18 protein-coding genes are annotated in these 16,452 nt (G+C 65.8%); 6 read left to right on the top strand and 12 right to left on the bottom strand.

Going from position 1 to position 16,452, the window contains the following annotated elements:
• Nucleotides 1–56: 56 nt before the first annotated feature.
• Together CRO07_RS02990 and CRO07_RS02995 are read left to right on the top strand one after the other, a co-directional pair.
• Nucleotides 57–326: a hypothetical protein gene (locus CRO07_RS02990; RefSeq protein ID WP_097029202.1), complete on the top strand. Its 270-nt coding sequence runs from the start codon at nucleotides 57–59 to the stop codon at nucleotides 324–326.
• 7 nt (nucleotides 327–333) lie between these two features.
• Nucleotides 334–990 carry a DUF1523 family protein gene (locus tag CRO07_RS02995; RefSeq protein WP_097029203.1) on the top strand — a complete coding sequence of 219 codons (657 nt, stop codon included), beginning with the start codon at nucleotides 334–336 and terminating at the stop codon, nucleotides 988–990.
• 84 nt (nucleotides 991–1,074) lie between these two features.
• On the opposite strand, the gene pheT is transcribed toward CRO07_RS02995, so the two are convergent.
• From pheT to pyk, 8 genes are all read right to left on the bottom strand, one after another.
• Complete coding sequence (gene pheT / locus CRO07_RS03000; RefSeq protein WP_097029204.1) at nucleotides 1,075–3,492, bottom strand: phenylalanine--tRNA ligase subunit beta; 2,418 nt, start codon at nucleotides 3,490–3,492, stop codon at nucleotides 1,075–1,077.
• Between the two features lie 308 nt (nucleotides 3,493–3,800).
• Complete coding sequence (locus tag CRO07_RS03005; protein WP_097029205.1) at nucleotides 3,801–4,517, bottom strand: hypothetical protein; 717 nt, start codon at nucleotides 4,515–4,517, stop codon at nucleotides 3,801–3,803.
• Nucleotides 4,518–4,550: 33 nt separating this feature from the next.
• Nucleotides 4,551–5,633: a phenylalanine--tRNA ligase subunit alpha gene (pheS, locus tag CRO07_RS03010; protein ID WP_097029206.1), complete on the bottom strand. Its 1,083-nt coding sequence runs from the start codon at nucleotides 5,631–5,633 to the stop codon at nucleotides 4,551–4,553.
• A gap of 282 nt (nucleotides 5,634–5,915) precedes the next feature.
• Nucleotides 5,916–6,380, bottom strand: a complete 465-nt coding sequence (locus tag CRO07_RS03015) for a type I restriction endonuclease subunit R, EcoR124 family (RefSeq protein WP_097029207.1) — start codon at nucleotides 6,378–6,380, stop codon at nucleotides 5,916–5,918.
• Nucleotides 6,381–6,789: 409 nt separating this feature from the next.
• Nucleotides 6,790–7,152: a 50S ribosomal protein L20 gene (rplT, locus tag CRO07_RS03020; RefSeq protein WP_097029208.1), complete on the bottom strand. Its 363-nt coding sequence runs from the start codon at nucleotides 7,150–7,152 to the stop codon at nucleotides 6,790–6,792.
• A gap of 12 nt (nucleotides 7,153–7,164) precedes the next feature.
• Entirely contained in the window at nucleotides 7,165–7,365 is a 201-nt protein-coding gene (gene rpmI, locus CRO07_RS03025; RefSeq protein WP_096784616.1) for a 50S ribosomal protein L35, read from the bottom strand.
• A 112-nt stretch (nucleotides 7,366–7,477) separates the two neighbouring features.
• Nucleotides 7,478–7,702: a hypothetical protein gene (locus CRO07_RS03030; protein ID WP_097029209.1), complete on the bottom strand. Its 225-nt coding sequence runs from the start codon at nucleotides 7,700–7,702 to the stop codon at nucleotides 7,478–7,480.
• A gap of 34 nt (nucleotides 7,703–7,736) precedes the next feature.
• Entirely contained in the window at nucleotides 7,737–9,182 is a 1,446-nt protein-coding gene (gene pyk, locus CRO07_RS03035; protein WP_097029210.1) for a pyruvate kinase, read from the bottom strand.
• Nucleotides 9,183–9,325: 143 nt separating this feature from the next.
• On the opposite strand from pyk, the gene CRO07_RS03040 reads away from it, so the two are divergent.
• On the top strand, nucleotides 9,326–10,063 hold the full coding sequence (locus CRO07_RS03040) for an N-formylglutamate amidohydrolase (RefSeq protein WP_097029211.1): 738 nt from the start codon (nucleotides 9,326–9,328) through the stop codon (nucleotides 10,061–10,063).
• A 68-nt stretch (nucleotides 10,064–10,131) separates the two neighbouring features.
• Here the strand turns inward: CRO07_RS03040 and CRO07_RS03045 are convergent, their stop codons facing one another.
• The 3 genes from CRO07_RS03045 to dgcN all read right to left on the bottom strand — a co-directional run bounded on the left by CRO07_RS03045 (nucleotide 10,132) and on the right by dgcN (nucleotide 13,031).
• Nucleotides 10,132–10,992, bottom strand: coding sequence for a D-amino-acid transaminase (locus tag CRO07_RS03045; protein WP_097029212.1), 861 nt, complete (start codon nucleotides 10,990–10,992; stop codon nucleotides 10,132–10,134).
• A 2-nt stretch (nucleotides 10,993–10,994) separates the two neighbouring features.
• Complete coding sequence (gene dgcA, locus CRO07_RS03050; protein ID WP_097029213.1) at nucleotides 10,995–11,957, bottom strand: N-acetyl-D-Glu racemase DgcA; 963 nt, start codon at nucleotides 11,955–11,957, stop codon at nucleotides 10,995–10,997.
• A 72-nt stretch (nucleotides 11,958–12,029) separates the two neighbouring features.
• A complete protein-coding gene (gene dgcN / locus CRO07_RS03055) occupies nucleotides 12,030–13,031 on the bottom strand; it encodes an N-acetyltransferase DgcN (RefSeq protein ID WP_097029214.1) in 1,002 nt (333 codons plus the stop codon).
• A gap of 268 nt (nucleotides 13,032–13,299) precedes the next feature.
• Here dgcN and CRO07_RS03060 point away from each other — a divergent pair, with 268 nt between their 5' ends.
• Nucleotides 13,300–14,256: an L-malyl-CoA/beta-methylmalyl-CoA lyase gene (locus tag CRO07_RS03060; RefSeq protein WP_097029215.1), complete on the top strand. Its 957-nt coding sequence runs from the start codon at nucleotides 13,300–13,302 to the stop codon at nucleotides 14,254–14,256.
• Between the two features lie 216 nt (nucleotides 14,257–14,472).
• Here the strand turns inward: CRO07_RS03060 and CRO07_RS03065 are convergent, their stop codons facing one another.
• Nucleotides 14,473–14,937: an AraC family transcriptional regulator gene (locus tag CRO07_RS03065; protein WP_097029216.1), complete on the bottom strand. Its 465-nt coding sequence runs from the start codon at nucleotides 14,935–14,937 to the stop codon at nucleotides 14,473–14,475.
• A gap of 231 nt (nucleotides 14,938–15,168) precedes the next feature.
• Between CRO07_RS03065 and CRO07_RS03070 the strand changes: the two genes are divergently transcribed.
• Both CRO07_RS03070 and CRO07_RS03075 read left to right on the top strand, forming a co-directional pair.
• Complete coding sequence (locus CRO07_RS03070; protein WP_097029217.1) at nucleotides 15,169–16,128, top strand: acetyl-CoA carboxylase carboxyltransferase subunit alpha; 960 nt, start codon at nucleotides 15,169–15,171, stop codon at nucleotides 16,126–16,128.
• A complete protein-coding gene (locus CRO07_RS03075) occupies nucleotides 16,125–16,439 on the top strand; it encodes a DMT family transporter (RefSeq protein ID WP_097029218.1) in 315 nt (104 codons plus the stop codon). Before CRO07_RS03070 ends, CRO07_RS03075 begins: the two co-directional genes overlap by 4 nt.
• Nucleotides 16,440–16,452: the final 13 nt, after the last annotated feature.

Genomic DNA, 16,452 nt, shown 5'->3' on the forward strand with positions numbered 1-16,452 from the left:
GGGGCGATGTGCCCCGCGCTACAATGCGCAGGCTTCGCCGCGGAAGGAGGATGGCCATGATCCTGGGGTTCCTGCGCCTTGCCTTGCTGGGCCTTGTGGTGCAGACCGCAATTTTCCTGCTGCTTCTGGTCTATCTTCGTTCGCTCCGTCGCGAGGCGTTGGAGAAGGAATACGACGCGGGGGATGGTGAAGGCCGCCGCGAGGACTATATCGAAGCCGGCATGAACGATTACGGGCCGCGCCTGCGGATCAGGCTTGCGCTTGTCGTCTATCTCGTGCCGCAGGTTTTGTTTGTGGTTCTGTTCTGGATCCACAATTTCTCGTGAGGTTGTGATGCGTTACCTGAAGTGGACACTCCCGGCGCTTGTCGCGCTTTTGGTCGGGGCCTTCCTGCACTACACCCTGCCGCAGACCGACATCGTGCGCATTGTCGGCACCAACACCCAGCGCATGGATCTGGGCGAGAACAGCTGGTTCTTTGCCTCGCCCGATGCCGGGACCAATGCGGCCTCGTCCAGCAGTCGGGATGTGAAGTTCATTCAGGCGATCTTCCCCGACGGCAAGACCATGGTCTACCGCAACGAGGATACCGGATGGGGCTGGCCGCCCTATTTCAAGGTCAACAGCTTTGACGTTCAGGCGATGGCCACTGACCTGACCTCGACCGGGGCAGATCCGCGCTGGGTTGCGGTCACGCATTATGGCTGGCGCAACCAGTTGTTCACCATCTTCCCCAACGCGGTGAAGCTGGAACAGGTGGACGGGCCGGATGCGACGGTGATGCCGTGGTTCAACATCCTGTTCTTCCTGACCCTGGGGCTTCTGGTCTGGCTTGGCTACAAGATGTGGGCGCAGTTCCGGGAACGCACGATCGATCCGGCGCTTGAGGATTTGGGCGACGCCTGGGATGCGCAAAGCGATCTGGCGCGCAAGCGGGCGCGCACCAGCATGGGCCGGTTCAAGGCTTGGGTGCGATCGTTGCGGAACTGACCCGCGACCCCGCCCGCGTCAGGGGATCGTTCGGGACATGCGGACAAAGGCCGGGGAGGGGATGCCTTCCCCGGCCTTTGTCTGTCAGCCGCGCAGCGTGGCGCCGGTGGCCTTGGCGACCTTTTCGATGATTTTGGCCGAAACCGCCTCGATATCCTTGTCGGTCAGGGTCTTGTCGGTCGGTTGCAGCCGGACCGAGATCGCCAGCGATTTCTTGCCCGGGCCCATCTGCGCTTCGGCCTTGTCGCCGGTGAACTGGTCGAACACCCGCACGCTGTCGATCAGCGTTTTGTCGGCGCCCTGCGCGGCATTGACCAGCGCCAGCGCCTCGACGCCCTGATCCACAACAAAGGCGAAATCGCGCTCGACCGCCTGAAGATCGGCCTGCCGCAGCGCGGGCCGCGTCGGCGTCTTGATCTTGGGCAGGGGGACATTGGCGACAAGGATGGTGAAGGCCACCGCAGGCCCCTTCACATCCATCTCGCGCAGGATCTTCGGGTGAAGCTCGCCAAAGGTGGCCAGCACATTCGGCCCCAGACCGATCACGCCGGACCGCCCCGGATGCCACCAGCCGGCCACTTTGCGGGTGATCTGCATCTTTGCCGGTGCCCCGATGGCGGCCAGAACCGCCTCGGCATCGGCCTTGGCGTCATAGACATCCACCGGACGGCGCGAGCCGAACGGATCGCGCGGCGCCGAGGCCCCGACCAGAAGGCCCGTCGCTTGCAGATGCTGCTCGCCCGGTTCGCCGCCGTGGAAGGCGGGGCCGATCTCGCACAGCGCCAGATCCATGAAGCCGCGCGCCTGATTGCGCGCCGCCGCCCGCAGCAGGCCCGGCAGCAGGTCGGGGCGCAGGTGGGTCATCTCGGACGAGATCGGATTCTCGACCCGCACCGCGTCAGAGCCGCCGCCGAAAAGCGTGGCCGCGCCTTCGTCGATGAAGCTGTAGGTCACACATTCATTGTAGCCCAGCGCCGCCAGCGTCCGCCGTGCCGCCTGTTCGCGCACCTGCACGGGGGTCAGGATCGGCTTTGGCACACCCGCCTGCGCGCGGGGCAGGGGCTTGCCTTCCAGCTTGGTCAACGAGGCGACGCGGGCGATTTCCTCGACCAGATCGGCCTCGCCCTGCACATCGGGGCGCCAGCTGGGCGGGGTGACCATCTCGCCCGCCAGCGTGAAGCCAAGCGCCTCAAGCGTGGCGCGCTGTTCGGCTTCGGGGATGTCCATGCCGACAAGGCTGACCACGCGCCTGGGATCGAACCGATAGGCGCGCGATGTGTCGGGCACCGCGCCATCCATCACCACCTCAGAGGGCTCGCCGCCGCACAGATCCAGGATCATCCGCGTCGCCAGTTCCAGCCCCGGCAGGGTGAAGGCCGGGTCCACCCCGCGTTCAAACCGATAGCGGGCGTCGGAATTGATCTTCAGCGCGCGGCCGGTGGCGGCGATGGTGATCGGATCCCAGTAGGCGGATTCAAGGAACACCTCGGTCGTGTCCTCGGTGCAGCCCGACAGCTCGCCGCCCATGATGCCGGCCAGCGATTCGGGCTGTTCGTCATCGGAAATCAGCATCTGGCCGGCGCGCAGCGTGTAGGTCTTGCCGTCCAGCGCCAGCAGTTCCTCGCCGCCCGTGGCGGCATGGATGCGCAAGCCCCCCCGGATCTTCGCCACATCGAACACATGCAGCGGCCGGTTCAGGCCGATGGTGAAGAAGTTGGTAATGTCCACCAGCGCCGAGATCGGGCGCAGGCCGATCGCCTTCAGCCGGGTCTGAAGCCACTCGGGCGAGGGGCCGTTCTTCACGCCCCGGATGGTGCGGCCGGCGAACAGGGGGCAACCGCGCGCCTTCAGTTCGTCGCTGATCGCCACGCCGACCGGCGAGGGGAACCGGCCGGCGACCGGCTCGATCGCCATCGGCTTCAGCCGGCCCAGACCGCGGGCCGCCAGATCGCGCGCAAGGCCGCGCACGCCAAGACCATCGGGGCGGTTCGGGGTGATCTTCACCTCGATCACCGGATCGTTCAGCCCGCGCCAGTCGATGAAACGGGCGCCCAGCGGGGCGTCCTCGGGCAGGTCGATGATGCCGTTGTGGTCGTCCGACAGCATCAGTTCGCGTTCCGAACACAGCATCCCGTTCGATTCGACACCGCGGATCACGCCCGGTTTCAGATCGACGCCGGTGCCGGGGACATGGGTGCCCACGGGTGCAAAGACGCCGATCAGGCCGGTGCGGGCGTTCGGCGCGCCGCAGACCACCTGCACCTCTTCCGAGGGCGCATCGGGGCCTTTGGGCCAGGTCTCGACCCGGCACAGGCGCAGACGGTCGGCGTTGGGATGGGGTTGGGCCTCGATCACGCGGCAGATGCGGAAGGCGCCCAGCGTGCGTGCGGGGTCGTCGATACCTTCGACCTCGTGACCCAGATCGGTCAGCGCGGTCGCGATCTCATCCAGCGGGGCCTCGGTTTCGAGGTGATCCTTCAGCCAGGACAGGGTGAATTTCATCGGCGCGCCCCTCGGAATTGTTGCGGCTCGGCCTTAGCGCAAACGGGCGGGAAGGGGAAGGCCGGGGTGCCGGAACGACGGCGGGCACTTCCGCGCGGGCATCAACCCTTTCGATAGATTCGCGCGGTAGACAGGGCCATGACCTGTTCACTGAAGCCCCCGAAGGACCGCGTGCCCACCAGCACCTTTCGTCTGTGCCTGCTGATGGCGCTGACGGGGCTTCTGTTGTTATACAGCCTGCCGCTCCGGACGGAACGGCAGGCTGAACGTCCTGCGGCATCCGGCGGTCAGGCCGCCGGACCGATGTCTTACAGTTTGAAGGAGAAGCCCGACAGATCAGGCAGTTTCAGGTCAGGAACCGAAACCTTCGGCATCGTCAGATCGGGAAGCCAGGCGGCCACGGCGGCCCAGTCGATGTAGGTCGACAGATAGCCCGCCGTCAGCAGCAGCAGAACCATCATCAGCACCCGGAAGCCCGAGGCCGAGAACCGGAACGCCAGTTCCTTGTTATACAGATCCTCGATCAGCTGATCCTGAAGCCGGCGTGCCGCGGTGGCATCGTCGGCGGCATTGGTCAGAACCTTGTGTGCGGCGATCTGGTCGACCTGTGCGATCCCCAGCGCAAGGCGCAGAACGAAGGGGATGCAGGCCACGGCCAGCGCGATCAGCAGCAGACGGCCCGGCTGCCAGCTCGGCAGGGTGAAGGCGAGTGTCACCACCGCGCCGATCACGACGGCCCAAAGCGCGACCAGCGTGGCGCTGCGGATCTCGACCTTGCGCAGGAAGGCTTGCAGCACCTCTTGCGCCTCGGGGCTGCGGTCGGTGACATTGCCGGGCGCTGTGGCCTGAAGCTGGGCGTAAAGCTGGAAGCGTTTCCGCCACATCGGATAGCGCGAAGCGGCGGGATATTCGGGGTATCTGAACTGGCGGCGCAGCTCCAGATAATAGACGGCGGCGAAATACCAGACGACAAGCGTCGCCGGGATGATGTTCTGAACGGTGACGATTTGTTGGACGGTGTACATGACCGGACCCTTTACCAAGATCCGGTCAGGGTATCAGCGTGAAAGGCCACCTGCCAGATCAGGCATGTCCAAAGCGGCAAAGCCATAGTGACGCAGCCAGCGCAGGTCGCTTTCGAAAAAGGCGCGCAGATCGGGGATGCCGTATTTCAGCATGGCGATGCGGTCGATGCCCATGCCGAAGGCGAAACCTTGCCATTCGTCGGGGTTCACACCGGCCGCGGCCAGCACCTTGGGATGCACCATTCCCGATCCCAGGATTTCCAGCCAGCCGTCGCCTTCGCCGATCTTCAACTGGCCGCCTTCCCAGGAACAGCGGATGTCGACCTCGGCCGAGGGTTCGGTGAAGGGGAAATGCGAGGCGCGGAAGCGCAGCTCGACACTCGGCACCTCGAAGAAGGCGCGGCAGAATTCTTCCAGCACCCACTTGAGGTTGGCCATCGAGATGTCGCGGTCGATCGCCAGCCCCTCGACCTGATGGAACATCGGCGTGTGGGTCTGGTCCATGTCCATGCGGTAGACGCGGCCCGGCGCGATCACCCGGATCGGTGCGCCCTGCGCCTGCATGGCGCGGATCTGCACCGGCGAGGTATGGGTGCGCAGCACATGCGGCGGGCGGGCATCGCCCGGCGCCCGCGCCATGAAGAAGGTGTCATGCTCCTGCCGCGCCGGATGCTCGGGCGGGATGTTCAGCGCGTCAAAGTTGAACCAGTCGCTTTCAACCTGCGGCCCTTCGGCCACGGCGAAGCCCATGTCGGCGAAGATCGCCGTCAGTTCGGCCATCACCTGCGAAACGGGATGGATCGTGCCCATCCGCCGCGGGCGGCCGGGCAGCGTCACATCCAGCCATTCGGTCTTCAGCCGCGCATCCAGCGCCGCATCGGCCAGCCCCGCCTTGCGGGCGCGCAGGCTGGCGTCCAACTCGTCGCGCAGTCGGTTCAGCGCCGCGCCGACGGTCTGGCGTTCCTCGGGCGACATCTGGCCCAGTTCGCGCATCTTCAGACTGATCTCGCCCTTCTTGCCCAGCGCGGCAAGGCGCACGTCTTCCAGTGCGGCCTCATCGGCGGCGGCGGCGATGGCCTCGATATATTTGCCTCTGAGCGTGTCGAGCGCGGTCATGGTCAGCCTCCGGTGCGGGTTGAGCGGGTGCTACCGAGACGGGGCCGGTTTGTCCAGAGCAGCGCCGCGCATGAAAAATCCCCGCGCCTGAGGCTGGCCCATTCCGGAATCCGGGACATGACGGCCGAGCACGGTGAGGTTTGCGGTCGTCATCAAAGCCTGACGCAAAGAAAAGGGCGCTGCATCCTTCGCGCACCATTCCGCCACAAGCGCCTGCGGTCACACAGGATCGCAGGTGCAAGCGTCTTCGTCCCTTTGGCGTCTCGCGTTGCGGAACCCGGATCAGGCTTGGCGCTGTGCGTCAGGTGTCGCCAATGTCACCGATGCCTTCATCGACGGTCTCAAGGAAGCTGGCGAACTGCTGCAACTCCTTGCCGCGGCCGACGTCCGCTTCAAGACACTCGGCGGCGCTTTCAGGCTTGCCACGACATCGTCGGTCATAGGGTCATTGCCCGAGAACTGGTCGTCGGCAACCAGCTTGCCAAACGCACCCCGCTCCGGGTTCTCGTCGGCAACCATATGGTCAAAAGCGGCTTTGCGCCGTTCTGTCCAGAAGCCTTCGACGGCATCCCTTGCCCCTTGGGTGGTCCTCAGGCCGGGCAGGTAGCTCGCGATGAGCTCTTCGATGAGTTCCCGATTGCTGCGCATCCGCGGATCGTTCGCCGGGATGTCGATGATGGTGCGTCGGCGGGCCGCCAGGTCGGCGGGGTTCTCTTTGCCGGCGGCGCCCTGGGCGTTGGCGATCAAGGCAAGCAGCGAGAGGATGTCGGCTCCTTCTGCGCCGGGTGATCCAGAAAGATCGAGACGCCGGCGCCGGCCTTGCCGTTGCAGGGCCGATGGATGATCCGAAAACCCGACGGCTTTGCCTTGCGACGGTTGCCGCCCGCCTCCGGTTTTTCATGCCTTCGGTTGAAGATGACCCCGTCGGGTCGCTCGGTATATCGGCCGTCTCGGACGGCGCGAAAGTCCCGCGGCGGTTATTCTGGTCAGTGTTGCGGCGGGGCAAAACTCCCGCCATCCGCATGCGATGAGCCGATGAATAGACCCATAAAATCAAACGGCTGCCGAGATATCTCTCGGCAGCCGCGGCAGTTGTGCCCCAAAACCCGGAATGAGCCACAGGATGGCACGGGTTTTTGGGCAGTTCTGAAACGCCTTAGGCCAGCGCGGCTTTCGCCTGCGCGGCAATGGCGTTGAACGACTCGGGCTCGTTCACGGCCAGATCGGCCAGAACCTTACGGTCCACCTCGATCCCGGCTTTCGCCAGACCGTTGATGAAGCGCGAATAGGTCATTTCGATGTCGAACAGCCGGACGGCGGCGTTGATCCGCTGAATCCACAGCGCGCGGAAGTTGCGCTTGCGGGCCTTGCGGTCGCGGGTCGCATACTGGTTGGCCTTGTCGACGGCCTGGGTCGCGGTGCGGAAGTTGGTGGAGCGGGCGGCGTAGTAGCCCTTCGCTGCCTTGATGACCTTGCGGTGGCGGGCGTGCGTGACCTTGCCGGACTTGACGCGGGACATGTGAAGCTCTCCTTACCGGTCGTAGGGCATGTATTTCTTGACGATTTTCGCGTCGGAATCGCACAGGACCATGGTCCCGGTGACGTCCCGGATGAATTTCGTCGAGCGTTTGATCATGCCGTGGCGCTTGCCGGCGGGGCCGGCCTTCACCTTGCCGGTGGCGGTGAAGCTGAACCGCTTCTTCGCCGCGGACTTGGTCTTCATCTTGGGCATTTCCATCTCCTCTTAACGAGTGGGTCAAGCACGACTCGGCATGCCACTTCGGCCGGCCGTGCGGGTGTGAGAGGCGGGCTATAGGCGGGCGCGGCCGGCTGTGCAAGCGGATTCAGCGCAGATAAGGCCCGATCACGCGCGCAAAGACCTGTGGGATCTCTTCGATCTGATAGCCGCCGGGGCGCGAACGCAGCGCCAGCGCGACCAGCGTTCCCGCGATCAGGATGGCCACGGCGCCCGCGCGCGGCGGGCGCCCGTCGTTCCATGCCGACAGCAGCGAGGGGACGGCCACCGCCCCCATCACAAGGCCAAGGACCAGCAGAAGATCACCGTCCATACCCGCCCTCCGTGCCTTACGGAACGGGCGAAGCCTACTCCGGGTCGCCGCTGTAGATCAACCGCTCGTCGCAGGGCGCGATGCGCAGGATGTTGGTGGTGCCGCGGACGTTGAAGGGCACACCCGCAACCACCACGATCTGTTCGTCTTCCTGCGCAAAGCCATAGGACAGCGCGGCGCGGGCGGCGCAGATCACCGCCCCCTTGAAGCGTTCCTGCGGCTCGGTCACCACGCAATGGGTGCCCCATGTCAGCTTCAGCCGGCGGGCGGTTTCGACCAGCGGGGTCAGGGCCAGGATCGGCACCCGTGGCCGTTCGCGCGCCACCAGCGACACGGTGTTGCCGGTCTGGGTAAAGCAGCAGATCGCCTTGATCGGGGTGGTTTCCGCAATCTCGCGTGCGGCGGCCACGATGGCATCGGGCACCGAGGCGCGTTTGGCGGTGCGGCTGGCCTCGATGATATCGCGGTAGGTCGGGTCGCTTTCGACCGAGATGGCGGTGTTGTTCATGGTCGTCACCGCCTCGATCGGATAGGAACCGGCGGCGGATTCGGCCGACAGCATAACCGCATCGGCGCCTTCATAGATCGCGGTGGCCACGTCAGAGATTTCCGCCCGCGTTGGCATCGGCGAATCGATCATCGATTCAAGCATCTGCGTCGCCACGATCACGGGCTTGGCCGCCGCCCGCGCGCCACGCACAAGGCGTTTCTGGATCGGCGGCACCGCCTGCACCGGCAGTTCCACCCCCAGATCGCCGCGCGCCACCATGATCCCGTCGGACACGGCAAGGATCGCGTCAAAGGATTTCACTGCCGAGGGTTTTTCGATCTTCGACAGGATCGCCGCCCGGCCGCGCGCCAGTTTGCGCGCTTCCTCGACATCCTCGGGGCGCTGCACGAAGGACAGCGCCAGCCAGTCCACGCCAAGTTCGCAGGCAAATTCCAGATCGCGGCGGTCCTTTTCCGACAGCGCGGCCAAGGGCAGCAGCACATCGGGTACGTTCACGCCCTTGCGGTTCGAGATCGTCCCCCCCACCGTCACGATGCAGTTGGCGTAATCCGGCCCGCAGTCCTTCACCTGAAGCCGGATCTTGCCATCGTTCACCAGAAGCGTGGCGCCGGGTTCGAGGGCTGCGAAAATCTCGGGGTGGGGCAGGTTCACGCGCTGGCCGTTGCCCGGCGTAGGGTCCAGATCCAGCCGGAACATCGCCCGATCCTCAAGCTCGACCGAGCCGCTGGCGAAGGTGCCCACCCGCAGCTTCGGCCCCTGAAGGTCGGCCAGAATGCAGACCGGAGAGCCGGTGTCGGCCTCGATCTGGCGCAGGATGGCATGGCGGGCGCGCAGCTCGTCATGCGTGCCATGGCTCATGTTCAGGCGGAACACATCCGCGCCGGCTTCGAACAGCGCGCGGATGGTAGCGTAATCGTTGGAGGCCGGCCCAAGGGTGGCCACGATCTTTACATTGCGAAGGCGTCTCATCCTGCCTCGTTTCCTTGTCTTTATTCGTCAATGTCGTGGTGGGCCATTCCTTCTATGGCCCAAACCCCGGGGCGCGGCAACTGGCGCTTTTTCCGATTGCGTTCTAAATCGAACCTCTGACAGCGACGTGACAGGAGACCCCGATGAGCGCCTTCGAGATCGTGGGGGCCGACCGCCCCTCGCGCTGGCTGGTTACCTGCGATCATGCCTCGAACCGGGTGCCGGTGCAGGTTGCGGGCGGCGATCTGGGTCTGCCGGCGGCCGAGATGGGCCGCCACATCGCCTATGATCTGGGGGCGGCGGGCGTGGCGCGGGCGCTGGCGGCGCGGCTGGACGGGCCGTGCATCCTGTCGACCTTTTCGCGGCTGGTGATCGATCCGAACCGGGGCGAGCTGGACCCGACGCTGGTCATGCGGCTTTACGATGGCACCATCATTCCCGCGAACCGCCATGTCGACGCGGCCGAGGTGGCGCACCGGCTGGATCTGCTGCACCGGCCCTATCACGCGGCGTTGGCCCGGCTGGCGGCGCGGCGGGCCGATACGGTGATCGTGGCGATTCATTCCTTTACCCCGCGGCTGCAAGGGCGCGGCCCGCGGCCGTGGCACATCGGCATCCTGCATTCGCCGCGGGACGACCGCTTCAGCCTTGCGCTGATCGACCGGCTTCGGGCCGAGCCCGACCTCTGCGTGGGCGACAACCAGCCCTATCTGGGCCATCTGCCCGGCGATTCCATCGACCGGCACGCGCTGCAACGGGGCCGGCTGAACACGCTGATCGAATTGCGCCACGACCTGATCCGCACGGAAGACGAACAGATCGCATGGGCCGACCGGCTGGCCCCGATCCTGACCGAGGTTCTCGACACTCTCGCCGGGTAATCCGCGCCGGCCCGAATGCGAAGGGGCGGCCGAAGCCGCCCCTTGTCGTGGGATCGGACGGGGTCGGATCAGACCGCGGCCTTGCGGCTTTCGTCCAGATAGATTTCGCGCAGGCGGGCGGCGACGGGGCCGGGGGTGCCGGTGCCCACGGCGGCGCCGTCGATCTCGACCACCGGCATCACGAAAGCCGAGGCCGAGGTGAAGAAGGCTTCGTCGGCGGCCTTGGCCTCGTCGATGGTGAAGGCGCGTTCCTCGACCTCCATCTGCGCTTCGCGGGCAAAGCGCAGCACCGCGGCGCGGGTGATGCCATGCAGGATGTCATTCGACAGGGCGCGGGTGACGATCTTGCCGCCCTTGACGATATAGACGTTGTTCGACGTGCCTTCGGTCACCATGCCATCCTCGACGAACCATGCGTCGTCGACATGGGCCTTTTTCGCCGCCATCTTTGCCATCGACGGATACAGCAGCTGCACCGTCTTGATGTCGCGCCGGCCCCAGCGGATGTCAGGGATCGAGATCACCTTGATGCCGACCTTCGCCACCGGATTGTCGGCCAGACCCGGTTTCGACTGGGTGAACAGCACCACCGTCGGCTTGGTATCGGCGGGCGGGAAGGCGAAGTCGCGGTCGCCGGGGTTGCCGCGGGTGATCTGAAGATAGACCATGCCTTCGTCGATCCCGTTCCGCGCCACCAGTTCGCGGTGGATCGCCAGCAATTCGTCCGCGGTCAGCGGGTTGGTCATTTCCAGTTCCGCCAGCGAACGGGCAAGCCGCGCGGCATGGCCCGGAAAGTCGATCAGCTTGCCGCCAAGGACCGACGTCACCTCATAGACGCCATCGGCCATCAGAAAGCCCCGGTCGAAGATCGAGACGGTGGCGTTTTCCTCGGGGAGATAGTCCCCGTTCACATAGACGGTGCGGCTCATGTTCAACCCCAGAGTGCGGCGGATGGCGGGTGGATGCCGGCCTGATCGAAGACCAGCGGGTGATCGCGGTCTTCTGCCAGAAGCAGCGGGCCGTCAAGGTCGACATAAGCCGCACCCTGCGCCACCAGCGTGGCCGGCGCCATCGCCAGCGAACTGCCGACCATGCAGCCCACCATCAGCCCGAAGCCTTCCGCCAGCGCGGCCTGTTTCAGCGCCAGCGCCTCGGTCAGGCCGCCGGTCTTGTCGAGCTTGATGTTCACCACGTCATACTTGCCCTTCAGGTCGGGCAGCGAGTGGCGGTCGTGGCAGCTTTCGTCGGCGCAGACCGGAAGCGGGCGGGCGATCTCGGCCAGCATCCCGTCCTGCCCGGCGGGCAGCGGCTGTTCCACCAGCGCCACGCCCAGCCGGATCAGATGCGGGGCCAGAGCGGCATAGACCTCGGCGGTCCAGCCTTCGTTGGCATCGACGATGATCGTCGTGGCGGGCGCGCCGGCGCGCACGGCCTCTAGCCGGGGCATGTCGTCGGGGGTGCCCAGCTTGATCTTCAGAAGCGGCCGGTGCGCGTTCTTTGCCGCCGCGGCGCGCATCCGTTCGGGGGTGTCCAGCGACAGGGTGAAGGCGGTGATCTGCGGTTGCGGGGCGGCCAGCGACAGCAGATCCCATACCCGCTTGCCCGTGGCCTTCGCCTCAAGATCCCACAGCGCGCAATCGACGGCGTTCCTTGCGGCCCCCGCAGGCAGCAGGCTTTGCAGATCGGCGCGGGTCAGGGTGTCGGGCAGGGTGGCGATCTGGGCCGCCACGCTGTCCAGCGTCTCGCCATAGCGGGCATAGGGCACACATTCGCCGCGCCCGGTGATGCCGCCAAGGCTGACCGTGACGGTCAGAACCCGCGCCTCGGTGCGCGACCCGCGCGAGATGGTGAAAACCTCGGCCAGACGGAAGCTTTCGGGGGTGACGGTGATCATGGCGGCTCCTTCGCGCGGGCGGGCAGTGTCGCGGAAAAGCCCCGCAAGAGGATCGCGGGGCTTCGGTGCAGGCTATACCGCCATCAGCGCATCGACCAGACGGCCCGCGCCATGGCGGAACGGATCGACGGTGGGCAGGCCGGTCCGGGCCTCGATCTCGGCGCAGCAGGCCAGCGCCTCGGCATCCGACAGCGCCTGCGTGTTCACCGCGCAGCCCACCGCGACACAGGCCGGGTTCGCCACCCGCGCCATTGCCAGCGCCGCGTCGCGCACCTGTTCGATGCTGGGCAGCCGGTAGTCGGGCAGGCCGCGCATGTGGGCGCGCGTCGGTTCGTGGCAGATGATCAGCGCGTCGGGCTGCCCGCCGTGGATCAGCGCCAGCGTGACGCCGGAATAGCTGACATGGAACAACGAGCCCTGACCCTCGATCAGATCCCAGTGGTCGGGATCGTTGTCGGGCGTCAGCCATTCCACCGCGCCGGCCATGAAATCGGCCACCACCGCATCCAGCGGCACGCCGTCGCCGGTGATCAGGATGCCGGTCTGCCCCGTGGCGCGGAAGGTGGCGTTCAGCCCGCGCGCCCGCATTTCCCTGTCGACACACAGCGCGGTATACATCTTGCCGATCGAGCAATCGGTGCCCACGGCCAGCATCCGCTTGCCGGTGCGCTTGCGGCCGTTGGCGATCGGGTAATCCACCTCGGGCACGCGCACATCATGCAGCGCGCGCCCGCAGGCACGGGCGACGGCGGCCAGATCCTCTTCGTCGCGCAGCAGGTTGTGCAGCCCCGAAGCCAGATCGAATCCGTCTTCAAGCGCGGCCACCAGCACCTTCTTCCAGCCGGGCGAAATCACGCCGCCCCGGTTCGCCACGCCGATCACCAGCGTCTTGCAGCCGGCGGCCTTCGCCTCGGCCAGCGTCATGTCCGGCAGGCCCATGTCGGCCTTGCAGCCTTCCATCCGGTATTGCCCGACCGCAAATTCAGGGCGCCAGTCCTTGATGCCCTGCGCGACCTTGGCCGCAAGAGGGTCTGGCGCATCGCCAAGAAACAGCAGGTAGGGGGTCTGGATCATCTGGGTCTCTCCGGGGTTGGCTGGACAGGATGATGCGCGGCATTGCGGCGAATTGCATCGCGATCTCTGCGCTGCTTTGGCGCTTTGGCGCATTTTTCTTCGATGATTGATCGGTTTTTCGGGGAAAATGACGACGTTGCGGGCAATAAGCGCAAGCTTTGCTGCCGCAGCGGCATCGGTTCTGCGGATGCGAAAAGATCTTGCGAAGCGCCGCGCAATAATCTAACGAAATGCAACCATCCAAAGAAACATCATTGCCGAGAGACTGATGAGCTTCCGTATCCAGCCCACGCCTCCTGCCCGTCCCAACCGTTGCCAGCTTTTCGGGCCCGGCTCGCGGCCGGCGCTGTTTGAGAAGATGGCGGCTTCGGCGGCCGATGTCATCAACCTTGATCTGGAAGATTCGGTGGCGCCCGACGACAAGGCGCAGGCCCGCGCCAATATCATCGAGGCGATCAACACGCTGGACTGGGGGAAGAAATACCTCTCGGTGCGGATCAACGGGCTGGACACGCCGTTCTGGTATCGCGACGTGGTGGATCTGCTGGAACAGGCCGGCGACCGGCTGGACCAGATCATGATCCCCAAGGTCGGCTGTGCGGCAGACGTCTATGCGGTGGACGCGCTGGTGACCGCGATCGAGCGGGCGAAGGGCCGGACTAAGCCGATCAGCTTCGAGGTCATCATCGAATCGGCGGCCGGTATCGCGCATGTCGAGGAAATCGCCGCCTCGTCGCCGCGCTTGCAGGCCATGAGCCTTGGGGCCGCGGATTTTGCGGCCAGCATGGGGATGCAGACGACCGGCATCGGCGGGACCCAGGAAAACTATTACATGCTGCACGAGGGCCACAGGCATTGGTCGGACCCGTGGCACTGGGCGCAGGCAGCCATCGTTGCGGCTTGCCGCACCCATGGCATCCTGCCTGTCGACGGCCCGTTCGGAGACTTTTCCGACGACGAGGGCTTCCGTGCGCAGGCCCGCCGTTCGGCCACGCTGGGCATGGTCGGCAAATGGGCGATCCATCCCAAGCAGGTGGCGCTGGCCAACGAGGTTTTCACCCCGTCGGAAAAGGCTGTGACCGAGGCGCGCGAAATTCTCGCCGCGATGGAGGCTGCCAAGGCCCGGGGCGAAGGCGCGACGGTCTACAAGGGAAGACTCGTTGACATCGCGTCGATCAAACAGGCAGAAGTGATCGTAAGACAGGCGGAAATGATCTCGGCCTGAGAGAATACGCCAAGGGAATACCGGCGCTGCGAAGGGAAGGGAGGCCCGCCGCAGCAATTCGGGAGGACGCGCGCCCCGGGCCATGGTCCGGGGCGTTGCCGTTGTTGGCGGGGGGCGGCGCCCTGCGGGGCCGCCTTGCCATCCGTCGCTGTGGGCCCGGTCGCTGTGGGCCTGTCTGCTGCTGGGCCGAACACCCTGGCCCGGCTGTGGGGGGCGTTACAGCAGCGGCACGCAGATTTCCGTCACCAACTGGTCCGAAGGCGTGTCCATCGAGGCGTTGCGATAGATCTCGATCACCGGACCTTCGCCTTGCAGTTCGTGGTTCTGTGGCAGCCAGTTCGCGAAAAGGTAGCGGTAGGCCGACCCCAGCCCGGAATAGGGCCCCTTGTAGCGCAGCACGGCATGGCGCCCGCCTGACAGGCGCACTTCTTCCAGCGGCGGGTCCACCGCCATGTCGGCGGGGATGTCGATGCCGGCATGGCTGTGCAGCCCGCCCGGTGGCACAAGGATCGGATTGTCCCAATAGACGCCGATCATGCAGCCGGCCCGACCCAGCTGGCCGCGTTCTTCCAGAAGCTGGCAGGTCTGGCCGAAGGTGGCGCCGATCTCCTCGAACGATCCGGTGTGGGGCAGGGCGGCAAGACGGCGCGGCGGCTTCTCGCTGATATGCACTTCATACATGGCCTGACTCCTCAACTCGTCACGGACTGTCTGTTGATCCTGCGCCATTTTCCGGCGCAATCGTGTGTGGCACTTTGACCGGGGCGGGCTATCTTCCGGCGCTGATCCGATTGACGCCGCGGTAATCTTTCGTCTGGGCGGGATGACCTGCGGCGGCGCGTCCCGGTCCTTGTGTTGCAATTGCCCCCGCCCGGCTGCATATACCGTGCCGGTCCGCACGGAGTGTCCGCGATGAACTATCTCGAATTCGAAAAGCCGCTGTCCGAGATCGAGGGCAAGGCCGAGGAGCTGCGCGCCCTTGCGCGGGGCAACAAGGAGATGGACGTCGAGAAAGAGGCCGCCGCCCTCGACAAGAAAGCCGAGACGCTGCTGAAGGATCTGTACAAGGATCTGACCCCCTGGCGGAAATGTCAGGTGGCCCGCCACCCCGACCGGCCGCATTGCAAGGACTATATCGAGGGGCTGTTCACCGATTACACCCCGCTGGCCGGCGACCGGAACTTTGCCGACGATCACGCGATCATGGGCGGCCTTGCGCGGTTCAACGACAATCCGGTGGTGGTGATCGGGCAGGAAAAGGGCCACGACACCAAGACCCGGATCGAACGCAACTTCGGCATGGCCCGGCCCGAAGGCTATCGCAAGGCGATCCGGCTGATGGATCTGGCGCACCGCTTCCGGCTGCCGGTCATCACGCTGGTTGACACCCCCGGCGCCTATCCCGGCAAGGGCGCGGAAGAGCGCGGTCAGGCCGAGGCCATCGCGCGGGCAACGCAGAAATGTCTGGAACTGGCCGTGCCGATGGTGACGGTGGTGATCGGTGAAGGCGGATCTGGCGGGGCGGTGGCGCTGGCGACCGCGAACCGGATCGCGATGCTGGAACACTCGGTCTATTCGGTGATCTCGCCCGAGGGCTGCGCCTCGATCCTGTGGAAGGACGCCGAGAAGATGCGCGAGGCCGCCGAGGCGCTGCGCCTGACCGCGCAGGATCTGCACAAGCTGGGCGTGATCGACCGCATCATCAAGGAACCTCTGGGCGGCGCGCAACGCGGCCGGCGCGAGACGGTCGAAGCCGTCGGCAAGGCGATCGAGATGATGTTGAAAGAGCTGACCGGCCGCAAGCCCGACTGGCTGATCAAGGACCGCCGGAACAAGTTCCTCGACATGGGCTCGAAGGGTCTGGCTGCTTGAGTCCCTGGCTGCTGGTGGTTCTGGCCGGTCTGTTCGAGACCGGCTGGGCGCTGGGGCTGAAATGGTCCGACGGCTTTACCCGGCCGGTGCCCAGCATCCTGACGCTGATCGGCGCAGTGGCCAGTTTCTGGCTGCTGAGCCTTGCGATGCGCATCCTGCCGGTCGGCACCGCCTATGCGGTCTGGGTGGGGATCGGCACCGTGGGCACCGCGCTTCTGGCCATGGCCCTGTTCGGGGAACCCGTCTCGCCGCTGCGAATCGCCGGGATCGCGCTGATCGTGGCCGGGATCGTCGCGCTGAAACTGGCCTGACTGGGCCAGGGGC

This window comes from Cereibacter ovatus (genome assembly GCF_900207575.1).
Taxonomy (GTDB): domain Bacteria; phylum Pseudomonadota; class Alphaproteobacteria; order Rhodobacterales; family Rhodobacteraceae; genus Cereibacter_A; species Cereibacter_A ovatus.